General features: G+C 64.1%; 10 protein-coding genes. 5 read left to right on the top strand and 5 right to left on the bottom strand.

Features of this window, described 5'->3' with window-relative positions; translation table 11 throughout:
* Window positions 1-202 precede the first annotated feature (202 nt).
* Together A3AS_RS0106400 and A3AS_RS0106395 are read right to left on the bottom strand one after the other, a co-directional pair.
* Window positions 203-1,705 carry an NAD(P)/FAD-dependent oxidoreductase gene (locus tag A3AS_RS0106400; RefSeq protein ID WP_018316770.1) on the bottom strand — a complete coding sequence of 501 codons (1,503 nt, stop codon included), beginning with the start codon at window positions 1,703-1,705 and terminating at the stop codon, window positions 203-205.
* A gap of 124 nt (window positions 1,706-1,829) precedes the next feature.
* A complete protein-coding gene (locus A3AS_RS0106395) occupies window positions 1,830-2,573 on the bottom strand; it encodes a trypsin-like serine protease (protein ID WP_018316769.1) in 744 nt (247 codons plus the stop codon).
* 101 nt (window positions 2,574-2,674) lie between these two features.
* Here A3AS_RS0106395 and A3AS_RS0106390 point away from each other — a divergent pair, with 101 nt between their 5' ends.
* Window positions 2,675-3,310: an HAD-IA family hydrolase gene (locus A3AS_RS0106390; RefSeq protein WP_018316768.1), complete on the top strand. Its 636-nt coding sequence runs from the start codon at window positions 2,675-2,677 to the stop codon at window positions 3,308-3,310.
* A gap of 130 nt (window positions 3,311-3,440) precedes the next feature.
* Here the strand turns inward: A3AS_RS0106390 and mtnA are convergent, their stop codons facing one another.
* The 3 genes from mtnA to A3AS_RS0106375 form a co-directional block, all read right to left on the bottom strand.
* Window positions 3,441-4,544: an S-methyl-5-thioribose-1-phosphate isomerase gene (mtnA, locus tag A3AS_RS0106385; RefSeq protein WP_018316767.1), complete on the bottom strand. Its 1,104-nt coding sequence runs from the start codon at window positions 4,542-4,544 to the stop codon at window positions 3,441-3,443.
* A gap of 15 nt (window positions 4,545-4,559) precedes the next feature.
* Entirely contained in the window at window positions 4,560-5,435 is an 876-nt protein-coding gene (locus tag A3AS_RS0106380) for an S-methyl-5'-thioadenosine phosphorylase (protein WP_018316766.1), read from the bottom strand.
* A gap of 277 nt (window positions 5,436-5,712) precedes the next feature.
* On the bottom strand, window positions 5,713-5,985 hold the full coding sequence (locus A3AS_RS0106375) for a phosphopantetheine-binding protein (RefSeq protein WP_018316765.1): 273 nt from the start codon (window positions 5,983-5,985) through the stop codon (window positions 5,713-5,715).
* A 357-nt stretch (window positions 5,986-6,342) separates the two neighbouring features.
* On the opposite strand from A3AS_RS0106375, the gene A3AS_RS0106370 reads away from it, so the two are divergent.
* The 4 genes from A3AS_RS0106370 (at window position 6,343) to A3AS_RS0106355 (ending at window position 12,793) form a co-directional block, all read left to right on the top strand.
* On the top strand, window positions 6,343-7,560 hold the full coding sequence (locus A3AS_RS0106370) for an acyl-CoA dehydrogenase family protein (RefSeq protein ID WP_018316764.1): 1,218 nt from the start codon (window positions 6,343-6,345) through the stop codon (window positions 7,558-7,560).
* A 39-nt stretch (window positions 7,561-7,599) separates the two neighbouring features.
* The gene (locus A3AS_RS0106365) at window positions 7,600-8,580 is read left to right on the top strand and encodes an amino acid--[acyl-carrier-protein] ligase (RefSeq protein WP_018316763.1); all 981 of its coding nucleotides are present in this window, start codon (window positions 7,600-7,602) and stop codon (window positions 8,578-8,580) included.
* A gap of 117 nt (window positions 8,581-8,697) precedes the next feature.
* Window positions 8,698-9,573 carry a hypothetical protein gene (locus tag A3AS_RS0106360; RefSeq protein ID WP_018316762.1) on the top strand — a complete coding sequence of 292 codons (876 nt, stop codon included), beginning with the start codon at window positions 8,698-8,700 and terminating at the stop codon, window positions 9,571-9,573.
* A 352-nt stretch (window positions 9,574-9,925) separates the two neighbouring features.
* Window positions 9,926-12,793 (top strand): PAS-domain containing protein, encoded by a 2,868-nt coding sequence (locus tag A3AS_RS0106355; RefSeq protein WP_018316761.1) that lies wholly within the window; start codon window positions 9,926-9,928, stop codon window positions 12,791-12,793.
* Window positions 12,794-12,978 lie beyond the last annotated feature (185 nt).

Raw genomic sequence — 12,978 nt, 5'->3', positions numbered from 1 at the left:
GCGCTACTGATCCCACAACCGCTATCGTCCCGGACAAGCGAAGCGCAGATCCGGGACCCGTAGCCACAGCCGATGTTTGGCGAAGGCTCGGAGTTAGCAGCTCGCTCCATAACTACTCCCTGTGGTTACGGGTCCCCGCCTTCGCGGGGACGACAGTGGAGGATGTGGCAATCGTTACCGCTCCTTACACCCCCGAGCGCTCTCACCCGTACACAAACGCCTTGTCATCCAGATCCGTCTTCGGGATCTCGTCCTTCTCCGTCCAGTAATCCTGGCTGTGCTGCCATTCCGGCTTGTCGCCGCGCTTGGGCAACAAATCCATGTTGCGCATCATATAGCCGGGGTTGAAGTTTTCCGGATCGATCCAGGGCAGGATCGGCATGTTGTGGTCTTCGGCGCGCAAGCGTACCTCGACCTTCTTCGCACCCTTGTCCTTCATGTGACCAAGCAGTCGGCAGACGAAGTCGGCGACGAGATCGACGCGCAGCGTCCAGCTGGCGCGGAAATAGCCGAACACCCAGACCATGTTCGGAACGCCCGTGAACATCATGCCGCGATAGGTGACGGTATCGCCGAAGGCGAGCGGCTTGCCGTCGATCTCAAAGGCGATGTCGCCGAGCGCGGCGAGATTGAAGCCGGTCGCGGTGACGATGACATCGGCTTCCAGCAGCTTGCCGGACTTGAGCTGAATGCCGTTCTCGACGAAGCATTCGATCTCGTCGGTCACGACGGAGGCCTTGCCGCTGGCGATGCCCTTGAACAGATCGGCATCGGGCACGAAGGCGATGCGCTGCCGCCACGGCCGGTAAGTCGGCGTGAAATGCGTCCCGACGTCGTAGTCGGGACCGAGCACCGCACTGATCTGGCCGATCAGGTCCTTCTTGACCTGCTCTGGCTTGGACACGCAGAGCTTCGTGAAGGCATCCTGCTCGAACAGGATCTTGCGCCGAACGATCTCGTGGATCCAGGCCTCATCGACCTGAAGCCGGCGCAGTTCCTCCGCGATCTCGATGGCGTTGCGGCCGAGGCGAAAATAAGTCGGCGAACGCTGCAGCATGGTGACATGCGCGCATTGGTCAGCGATGTTCGGCACCAGCGTCGCCGCTGTGGCGCCCGAGCCGATCACAACGACCCTCTTGTTCGTGAGGTCGACGTCATCGGGCCATGTCTGCGGATGGACGATGCGGCCCTTGAAGCGATCGGTGCCCTTCCATTCCGGCGTGTAGCCTTCCGAATGACGGTAATAGCCCTGGCACATCCAGAGGAAGTTCGCCGTGAACGTCCTCGGCTCGCCGGTGTCGATCGTCACCGCCTCAATAGTCCAGAGATTCTGCTCGCTCGACCAGCTCGCGGAATTGATCTTGTGCTTGTAGCGGATGTGCTTGGCGATACCGTTGTCGTCGATCACCTCTTTCATATAGGTGAGGATTTCTTCGGCGGTCGCGATCGGCGGCCCGACCCAGGGCTTGAAGCTATAGCCGAACGTATGGAGATCACTGTCCGAGCGGATGCCGGGATAACGATGCGTGCTCCAGGTGCCGCCGAACGTCGCCTGCGTCTCCAGGATGACATAGCTCGTGCCCGGAAGCTGCTTCTCGATGTGATAGGCGCTGCCGATGCCGGAGATGCCGGCGCCGACGATCAGCACGTCGAAATGTTCAGAAACCTGTTTGGCGGTGGCGTGACTGCGAACAGCGACATTCATTGTTGCTTCTATGCCTTGCTTGTTTTTGTGGCCGCCCTTGACGGACGACGCGTTTCCTCCGCGGCCGGCATGATCACCCGCCGCGCTTCCGCTTCAAAATGACATAGATCGAGCCGCGGTCAAATCACAGCGCCGCACCCCAGCTCCGCGCGGTCTGCAAGATCCAGTCGCGGTAGAGCGTGAGCGGCGTGACGCCGGTCAATCCGCCACAGCCATCGCCGGCGTTCGGTCCCGTCGCCCAGCTGATGACACCGACAAGCACGGCGCCGTTCGGCTTGTCCTCGAACACAGGACCACCGGAATCGCCGGTACAAGCGCCAATTCCGTCGCGAACACCGTTGGTTACGGGATCGACCAGGCGGATCTGGAGCGTGCCGGGCTGGCCCGTGACGACAAGGCCCGCGACGCGCGTGGCCCCGCCGCTCCTGCCATCACCGCGCACGGTGACACCGGTACCGGCAATGACGAAACGGCTACCGACCTGGATCGGAATATTCGGCGCGCCGACCGGCACCGCCGATTTTCCCTTGAGTGGAATTTCCAGTTGCAGCAGCGCCACGTCTGCGCCGGCGCGATGAACCTGCGCTTTGTAGCCCGGATGGATCGCGATGGTGCGCACGTTCAGCAATTGCGGTGCGCCACCGCTGCGATCGACGATCTTGTAGTCCGCGCCCGGCGGCACGCAGTGAGCGCCGGTCAATACGATCTTCGGCGCGATCAGAGTGCCGGTGCAGGAATTGCCGCGCGAGCCGACGATGGTGACGACAGCGCGCGCCACGCCATCGGCCTGCGGCGTGCCACCGCCGACGATGGCATGGGCGGGCGTCGCGAGCAGCGCGGCTGTAATGAGAATGGCAAGCTTCTTCATGGGAACACGCTTCGGTATTGGCGGCGGCAGATTGCTTCGGACTGGTCCTTGCCGATAGCGCATGCTAGCCCTCTTGGAAAGGAATTGACGAGGGCAGGACATTGGCGATCGAGGCGGTGATCTTTGATTTTGGCGGCGTGCTGACGAGTTCGCCGTTCGAGGCATTCGCGCGGTTCGAGACCGAGCGCGGCCTGCCCGTCGACATCATCCGGCGGACCAACGCCGCCAACCACCTGGAGAACGCCTGGGCCAAGTTCGAGCGGGCCGAGGTCGATATCGACACCTTCGACGAATTGTTCGCCACGGAATCGCTCGCACTCGGCGCGGAGGTGCGCGGCCGCGACGTGCTGCCGCTGCTGCAGGGCGATCTGCGCCCCGAGATGGTCGAGGCGCTGAAGCGCATCAAGGCGCAATTCAAGACCGGCTGCATCACCAACAACCTGCCGGCCAATGCGATCGGCAGCATGACCGGGCGCTCGCTCTACATCGCCGAAGTCATGGTGCTGTTCGACCACGTGATCGAGTCCGCCAAGATCGGCCTGCGCAAGCCTGATCCGCGCATCTACCGGCTGATGGTCGAGACGCTGAAGGTCGATCCGAACAATTGCGTCTATCTCGACGATCTCGGCGTCAATCTGAAGCCCGCGCGCGAGATGGGCATGACCACGATCAAGGTGACGAGCGGCGCGCAGGCGATCGCCGAGCTTGAGGCGGCGACGGGGTTGAAGCTCGGGTAGGCACCTCGTCGTTGCGAGGCACGAAGCCGTAGGGTGGGCAAAGCGAAAGCGTGCCCACCACAATCAGATGGTGGGCACGGCGCTTCCGCGCCTTTGCCCACCCTACGAGAGCTCGCAATGACGGCGGAGCCTACTCTCCCGCCGCGATTCGCTCCGGAAACGCCGCCGCCAGCTCGTCGCGATCCGGCTTCAGCACGCCGCGCTCGGTGATGAGGCCGGTCACGAGCCGCGCCGGCGTCACGTCGAAAGCGTAATTCGCGACCGGCGATCCCTCCGGCACGATGCGCACCGTCTCCAGCCTTCCATCGGCGGTGCGGCCGGTCATGTCGGTGACCTCAGTGCCGCTGCGCTGCTCGATCGGAATGTCGCGGATGCCGTCATGGACGGCAAAATCGATCGTCGGCGACGGCAGCGCGACATAGAACGGCACGCCGTTGTCGTGGGCGGCGAGCGCCTTCAGATAGGTGCCGATCTTGTTGCAGACATCGCCATTGGCGGCGACGCGGTCGGTACCGACGATGGCGAGGTCGACCATGCCGTGCTGCATCAGGTGCCCGCCGGTATTGTCGGGGATCACCGTGTGCGGTACGCCGTGATGACCGAGCTCCCAGGCCGTGAGCGAGGCGCCCTGGTTGCGCGGACGTGTCTCGTCGACCCAGACATGGATCTTGATGCCGCGTTCATGCGCAAGATAGATCGGCGCCGTCGCCGTGCCCCAATCGACGGTGGCGAGCCAACCGGCGTTGCAATGGGTCAACACGTTGACGGTCTCGCCCCGCTTCTTCGCTGCGATTGCCTCGATCAGCTTCAAGCCGTTGCCGGCGATGCCGCGGTTGATCTCGACATCCTGCTCGACGATTTCGTCGGCGCGCGCATAGGCCGCCTCCGCCCTTTCAATCGGGTCGATCGGCGCGAGCGCCGTGCGCATCTCGTCCAGCGCCCATTTCAGATTGATCGCCGTCGGCCGCGCCACCACGAGCGTGTCGTAAGCGCGCTTCAGGCCGGCGTCGGAAGCGTCCTCGCGCATGGCGAGCGCCATGCCGTAGGCCGCGGTGGCGCCGATCAGCGGCGCGCCTCGCACCAGCATGTCGCGGATGGCGACGGCTGCATCTTCGCAGGATGTGAGCTTCGCGACGACGAACTCATGCGGCAGCCGGCGCTGGTCGATCGCGCCGATTGACCAGCCGTCATGCTCGCGCCAGATGCTGCGAAAATGCTTGCCGTCGACCTTCATGGCATTCTGCCTTTCTCATACTCGCAGGATGCGCCCGGCCACCGCATCGAGCTTCTTCAGAAGCTCGGGATCGCGCGCCTCGGGCGCCGTGATCAGCGCGGTGTCGAGCGCGCGGTCCGAACCGATCGGACACGACTCATGCTCGCGCGGAAAGTCCTTTGCCAGCCGCGCCACCAGCGCTTTCGCCTTGTCGGCGTTCGAGGTCAGCACGCGGATGATGTCCTGCACGGTGACGGCATCGTGATCGGGATGCCAGCAGTCGAAATCCGTCACCATCGCCACCGTGGCGTAACAGATCTCCGCCTCACGCGCGAGCTTCGCCTCCGGCATGTTGGTCATGCCGATCACGGAATAGCCCAGCGTCTTGTAGGTCATGCTCTCCGCATAGGTGGAGAATTGCGGCCCCTCCATGCAGACGTAAGTGCCGCCACGCGCGATCGCGATGCTCTCGGCTTCAGCGGCCGCGGCAAGATGGATACGCAAACGCGGAGAGACCGGATGCGCCATCGACACATGCGCGACGCAGCCCCGGCCGAAGAACGAGCTCTCGCGTTTGTGGGTGCGGTCGACGAACTGATCGACGAGAACGAAGGTGCCCGGCGGCAGTTCCTCTTTGAAGGAACCGCAGGCCGACAGCGAGATCAGATCGGTGACGCCGGCCCGCTTCAGAACGTCGATATTGGCGCGGTAGTTGATGTCGGAGGGCGACAGGCGGTGCCCCTTGTCGTGCCGCGGCAGGAATACGATCGGCAACCCTGCGATGGTGCCGCGACGCACGGGCGCCGATGGCTCGCCCCAGGGGCTCTCGATCACCTCTTCGCGCGCACTCTCGAGGCCCGGCAGGTCATAGATGCCCGAGCCGCCGATGATGCCCAATACCGCCTGCTTCATGCCTGCTCCACCCTGTTCGCCACGTGCGACATGGTTAAGCTATGCCAGTTTTGCGGCGGTTTTGGAACGGGGTGGTGGGGCGATGTCGGTGGTGTGAGGGGCGCGGGCGCGCTCGCCTCTCACTCGAGGTCGTCCCTGCGCACGCAGGGACCCATACCGCGGATTCTTTCGAGGTGCTTGGTCGCAATCCAGAACGACCAGCCTTCGCAAAACCTCTCCCTGGGGTAATGGGTCCCTGCGTTCGCAGGGACGACCCGGAGAGAGGTCGGCGCGCGGCTTAAGCCGCGTTCGCCAGCTGAAGCTGGGTCGCCACCATCCGCTCCAGCGTCTCGACGGACTGGAAATTCTCCGGCGTGATCTCGGCTTGCGGGATGGTGAAGTCGAACTCGGCTTCGACGGCGAGCATCAGATTGACCATGTCCATCGAGGTCAGGCCGACATCGACCAGCTTTGCAGACGACGTGACATCGGCCGTGAGCGAATTCTGCTCGAGGATGCCCTTCACCAGCTTGATGATGCGATTGCGTACGTCGGTATCAAAGGATTGCATCGGCAAATTCCCGTCTGTCTGTCAAAGGTCGAACCGGCTTGCCGCTACGATGGGCACGGCCTGCCGGTCCCGCAATGGGCGACACCAATACTTCGCGTTTCTTAGTAAACGATGACTCAGATTGTCTGAAATTCAGGCTTCTTCCAGAGTCCTAACGCGATGCTGGAAAAACGGGTGATGCAAACAACCGGACCTTAACTGTTCGTTCGGAATTGGGCTTTGTTTACCCTCTATTTCATCGACGAATTTGAATTAAATCCGTAGCCTCATCTCACAAGCAAAGATGGCCGGAGGATCGCTTACGCGCATCGCGAATGATGCCGGCGATCTCGAACGGCAAACCGGAGGCGGACGAGTATGAACGTGCGTGAAGCAGTCCTCACTGTCGACGAAACGCAGACGGGCTTCCTCGAGCAGGGTCCCTCCCTGACCGAGCGCGCCGCCCGGACCGCCGCAGCTGCCGCGGCCGACGCTGACGGGGTCGATCGCGACGCCCGTTTCCCGCACAAGGCTTTCGAGGTCGCGCGCGAGCAGAAGCTGCTCGGCGTCATGATCCCGGTCGAATTCGGCGGCTTCGGTGCCTCCATCTACGACGTCACCGACATCTGCTACACGCTCGGACGCGCCTGCGCCTCGACCGCGATGATCTATGCGATGCACCAGACCAAGGTCGCCTGCGTCGTCAGGCACGGCCACGGCATCCCCTGGATGGAAACCATGATGCGCCGGGTCGCCCGCGACCAGTGGCTGCTCGCCTCCTCCACCACTGAAGGCCAGAACGGTGGCAACATCCGGGCCAGCGCCGCCGCCGTCGACCACGCCGGCGACACCGTTTCGCTGGTGCGCGACGCCACCGTGATCTCCTACGGCGCGGAAGCCGACGGCCTCGTCACCATCGCCCGCCGCGCCACCGAGGCCGCCGCCTCCGACCAGGTGCTGCTGGCGCTCGCCAGGGACGATTATTCGCTGAAGCGGACGCTGGGCTGGGAAACGCTCGGCATGCGCGGCACCTGCTCGACCGGCTTCGAGCTGAAGGTTGATTGTCCCGCCGATCGCGTCTTCCCGGAATCCTATGACAAGATCCACGGCCAGACCATGACGCCATTCGCGCATCTGTGCTGGTCGTCGGCCTGGGCCGGCATCGCCGCCGCAGCCGTGACCCGCGCGCAGGCCTTCATCCGCAAGGCGGCCCGCACCTCCGGCGGCCAGATGCCGCCGGCCGCGGCGCATTTCACCGCCGCCAAGATGTCGCTGGCGAAACTGCGCGCGCTGCTGTCGGCCAATATCGATGCCTTTGCCCGCGCCGAGCATGACGAGCGCGCCCTCGGCTCGCTCGACTTCCAGTCCTCGATCACGCTGCTGAAGGTGCAGGCTTCCGAGCTCGCGGTCGAGACCGTGATGCATGCGATGCGCACAGCCGGCCTCTCCGGCTACCGCAACGACGGCGAGTTCACCATGGGCCGGCACCTCCGCGACGTGCTGTCGTCCCCGATCATGATCAACAACGACCGTATCCTGGCCAATGCCGCGACATCGACGCTGATGAGCGGCGTGCCGACAAGCCTTCACGACTGAATCAACAACAACAATTTTGAGATAACAGGACATCGCGCCATGAACATTGCCATCCTCCCCGACTCGCCCGCGACCGCGCCGCAGATGATCGATCCGCTCGATCATCTCGCCGACAAGCTGTTCCACCGCATGGGCGCCGATGGCGTCTACGCCCGCACCGCGCTCTATGAAGGCGTCGTCGAGAAGCTCGCCGCGCTGATCACCAGCCATCGCGAGAGCGGCACCGAGGTGATGCGTTTCCCGCCGGTGATGAGCCGGGCCCAGCTGGAAAAATCCGGCTACCTCAAGAGCTTTCCGAACCTGCTCGGCTGCGTTTGCGGTCTGCACGGGACCGAGCGCGAGATCAACGCCGCGGTGAGCCGCTTCGATGCCGGCGGCGACTGGACCACCTCACTGTCTCCCGCCGATCTCGTGCTGTCGCCCGCCGCCTGCTATCCGGTCTATCCGATCGCGGCGAGCCGCGGCCCCTTGCCGAAGGGCGGCCTGCGCTTCGACGTTGCCGCTGATTGCTTCCGCCGCGAGCCGTCGAAGCATCTCGACCGGCTGCAATCGTTCCGGATGCGCGAATATGTCTGCATCGGCAGCCCCGACGACGTCGCCGATTTCCGCGAGCGCTGGATGGTGCGCGCGCAGAAGATCGCGACCGACCTCGGCCTCACCTTCCGCGTCGACTATGCCAGCGATCCCTTCTTCGGCCGCGTTGGCCAAATGAAGGCGGTGAGCCAGAAGCAGCAGCAGCTCAAGTTCGAGCTGCTCATTCCGCTGCGCTCGGAAGAGCAGCCGACGGCCTGCATGAGCTTCAACTATCACCGCGAGCATTTCGGCACGACCTGGGGAATCCAGGATGCCGGCGGCGAGCCGGCCCACACCGGCTGCGTCGCCTTCGGCATGGACCGGCTGGCGGTCGCCATGTTCCACACCCACGGCACGGACCTTTCCGCCTGGCCCGCCAAGGTGCGGGACGTCCTGGGCCTGCAGCCGCGGGTCACGGCCGACGCCCATGTCGAAGGCTGGCGCTAGCAGCATGATCCGGATCCGAAGGACCGCGTCAGCGAAAAGTGCAAAGCGGTCTTCCGACAAGATCATGCTGAAACAATAGACCAAACGAGGCCTGTCATTTCCACGGGTAAGACGAGCGTGATTCACACCAAGGTGCGATGCCGCGAGATCACCGAGTCCGACGCCGAAGCGGTCGCGGACCTGCTGACGCGCGGCTTCGTCGGCCGCTCGCGGAACTATTGGATCCAGGGTCTGCGCCGGCAGGCCTTCCGGTCCGTGCCGGAGGGCTATCCGCGCTTCGGCTACATGCTCGAGAGTGACGGCACGCCGGTCGGTGTGCTGCTGCTGATCTACACGGCGCGGAAGAACGGCGAAGAGACCGCCATCCAGTGCAATCTGTCGAGCTGGTATGTCGATCCGGCCTACCGCAACTATGCCCCGCTGCTGACCAAGATCGCGCAGCGGCACAAGGACGTGACCTATTTCAACATCAGCCCGGCCCCGTGGACCTGGCCGATCATCGAGACGCAGGGCTTTCGTGCCTATTGCCGCGGCATATTCTTCTCGGTTCCTGCCCTGGCGCGACCTCCGCGCTGGAGCGAGATCGAGGTCATCTCGCCTCACGCCAAAACGATCGAGGGGCTATCCGAAGCCGAAACCGAGCTCTTGACGCGGCATGCGCGCTACAATTGCCTCAGCCTCGTCTGCCGCACGCCGAAGGGAACATTCCCCTTCATCCTGCAGCCGGTGCGCATCCGCCGCGGCTTCATTGCGCCTCCTGCGATGAAGCTGATCTACTGCCGTAGCGCCGCGGAATATGCCGCCTGCGCAGGCCGCATCGGCCGGCTGCTGCTTCGGCTCGGCAAGATCGCGGTGGCGATCGATTCCAATGGACCGCTTCCCGGCCTGGTCGGTATTTATACCGAGCGGCGCGGTCGCAAATACTTCAAGGGCCCGGATCGGCCGCAGCTCGGCGATCTCACCGATACGGAACTGGTGTTGTACGGGCCGTGAGGGAGGCCGTCGGACCAGACCACCGCTGTCGTCCCTGCGAACGCAGGGACCCATACCGCGTGATCTGTCTCTAAGCCGCAATGCTGGTACCACGGGAAGGCCCCTTCACTTCCAATCTTCGTCAAACCTTCCCCTGTGGTTATGGGTCCCTGCTTTCGCAGGGACGACACTTCATTTGACGCGCCCTCCCGCCCAACTCTCGCGCGCACCTCCGCATTTCCGACGCGCTCTCCATCGTCAGTCACCCTCCGTAAACTACTGCGCTTAAGGGAATTTTCCGGCCTCTTCGCTACCCTCGGCGGCTGAATTAGGTTGCGTTAAGTCTATTGCTCGCCGAGATCCCGCCGATCCCATGACGTCGACCCGCGACAACGAGCTTGGTGCACGCCGCGAGCAGGGCCCGGAGGCCCTGGTCGCGCTGAGCCAGCTTGCGCTCGACCACATGGAACAGGGCGTCTGCGTCTACGATGCCGACAACCGGATCGTGCTGGTCAACCAGCGTTACCTCTCGCTGTTCGACATGTCGGCCGACATCGTGCGCGTGGGCACGAGCTACCGCGAGGTACTTGCGCATAGTGCGATGCGCGGCAACTTTCCCCAGGACCAGCTCGACACGCTGTATTCGGCGCGGATCGCGCAGATCGCTGGGGGAAAGCCGTTCCGGACCGAGCAGCAGCTGGCGAGCGGCCTCGTCATGTCGCTCGAGCTCAAGCCGCTTCCCGGCGGCGGCTGGATGACGATCTGCGACGATGTCACCCGCCTCGCCCGGCTCGAGGCGGAATTGCGCGTGCAGACCGAGCGCAGCCAGCACGCGCTCGCCAACATGTCGCACGGCCTCATCATGTATGATGCCGACAGTTGCGTCGTCGTCTGCAACGAACGTTTCCTGAACCTCTACAACCTCGATCCCAGCATCGTAAGGCCGGGCGCCTCGCATCGCGAGGTGCTCGATCATTGGGTATCGCGCGGCAATTTGCCGGGCATGCCGACAGACGAATTCCATAAATCCAGGCTGGAGGACGTGCGCACCAGAAAGGCGAAGTCCCTGCTGGTGATGCGTTATGACGGACGCATGGTGCAGACGGTCTCGCGCTTCCTGCCCGACGGCGGCTGGGTGACCGTGCATGAGGACGTCACGGAGCGGCTGCAATATGAAGAGACGCTGCGGCAACAGAATTTTATTCTCGATGCCGCGATGGAGAACATGGCGCACGGGCTCGCCTTCTATGACAGCGACATGCGCCTTCGCGTCTGCAATACCACCTACCGCAAGATCTACCTGCTGTCGCCGGAGGAGACCAGGCCCGGCACGCATCTCGCCGAGCTGATCGAGCGCTCGATGGCGAACGGCGCGTTCTCGTCCGAGTACAGCCCCCGGCAGCTCTTGGAAGCCGCCAGCGCCAGGATCGCGAACCGCGATTCCTCGCCGATGCGCCGGCGCATGTCGAACGATACAGTGATCTCGGTGCGCTATTGCGCGCTGCACGAGGGCGGCTTCGTCGCCACTTACGAGGACATCACCGAACGCGAGCACGCGATCGAGGAGCTGAGCGAGCAGTATCGCCGCTTCGACGCGGCGCTGAACAACATGAGCCAGGGCCTGTGCATGCTCGACGCGAGCCTGCGCGTCATCGTGTGCAATCGCCGCTACATCGAGATGTACGGCCTGTCGCCTGACATCGTGAAGCCCGGTGTCTCGATGCGCGAAATCATGGAGCACAGCTGCGAGCTCGGCGTCCATCAGAACACCACAGCCGCGCGGCTTTATGCCGATTACGTCGAGCGGCTGCGCGAGGGCGAGCATACGCTGCATCGCCATTTGAGCGACGGCCGCATCATCAAGCTCAATCACAAGCGGATGGAGCATGGCGGCTGGGTCGTCACCTACGAGGACGTCACCGAGCGCCACAAGGCCCAGGCGCGCGTCGCGCACATGGCGCGGCACGATTCGTTGACCGACCTGCCCAACCGCACGCTGTTCCGCGAAAAGATGGGCGAGGGACTGAACCAGGTCGCGATCGCCGGCGGCGCCATGGCCGTGCTGTGCTTCGACCTCGACAATTTCAAGACCGTCAACGACCGCCTCGGCCACGCCGCCGGCGACCGGCTGCTGCGCTGGGTCGCGGCGCGGCTGAAGGAGAATGTCGGCGAGCACGATACCGTCGCGCGGCTCGGCGGCGACGAGTTCGCCGTGCTCCAGCGCGGACCGCAGCCGCAAGCGGCGGAAAAGCTGGCCCGGCGTCTGGTCGAGGTTCTCGGTCATCCGCCGCCACTGGAAAACCAGTCGATCCATGTCGGCGCCTCCGTCGGCATCGCGATCGCACCCGACCACGGGCTCGATGCCGACGAACTGATGAAATGCGCAGATCTCGCGCTGTACCAGGCCAAGGCCAAGGGGCGCGGCGCCTATCAGCTGTTCGAGCCCGAGATGGAGGAAGAGGCGCGCAGTCGGCACGCGCTGGAGCACGATCTACGCGGCGCGCTCGAGGCGCGTCAATTCCATCTGGTATTCCAGCCGCAACTGCGGCTCGATTCGACCGAGCTCACCGGGTTCGAGGCACTCCTGCGCTGGAAACATCCCTCGCGCGGCTTCGTCTCGCCGGCCGAGTTCATTCCGATCGCTGAAGAGACCGGGCTGATCGTTCCGATCGGCGAATGGGTGCTGCGCAGCGCCTGTGCGACCGCCGCGTCCTGGCCCGATGTCACCGTCGCGGTAAATCTGTCGCCGGTGCAGTTCCGTTCGCGCGGGCTGGTGGCGATGGTCACGAGCGCACTTGCCGAAGCCGGCCTGCCGCCGCAACGGCTCGAGCTCGAGGTCACCGAGACGGCGCTGCTCGACGACAGCGAGGCGACGATCGAGATCCTGCACCAGCTTCGCGCGTTAGGCGTGCGCGTCAGCCTCGACGATTTCGGCGTCGGCTATTCCTCGCTGAGCTATTTACGCAAGTTTCCGTTCGATCGCATCAAGATCGATCGTTCCTTCGTCGGCACGCTCGGCGAAAGTCCGGAGAGCGTTGCCATCGTCCGCACCATCGCAAGCCTCGGTTCCGTGCTCGGCGTCGAGACGACGGCGGAGGGTGTGGAGACCGAGGAGCAACTCGACTTCGTCCGCGAATGCGGCTGCACCGCCGTACAGGGCTATTATTTCGGCAGGCCGTGCCCCGCATCGGAGGTCGGCCGCACCATCGAGACGCTGAACACGGTCCGGCGCGTGGCGTAGCGGCTTTCTGCTCCCTCAAATTCCGTCTCTCGGCACACGACCAAACGACGAATTGTCGCATGTGCCGCCTCGACCGGGATTGCCGCATCGCCCGGCGCCCGCGGTCCGCGCAATGCGCTTTTCTTCTCCCTCGATTTCAGGAACAATCGCCGCGCAAGAACGAGAAAACGGCGGCCCGCAAAGAG

Origin of the sequence: Bradyrhizobium sp. WSM2793, from assembly GCF_000379585.1 — a bacterium.
Classification (GTDB): domain Bacteria; phylum Pseudomonadota; class Alphaproteobacteria; order Rhizobiales; family Xanthobacteraceae; genus Bradyrhizobium.
Note: the sequence above shows the minus strand (reverse complement) of the source record. Positions and strands in the feature narration are given on the sequence as shown.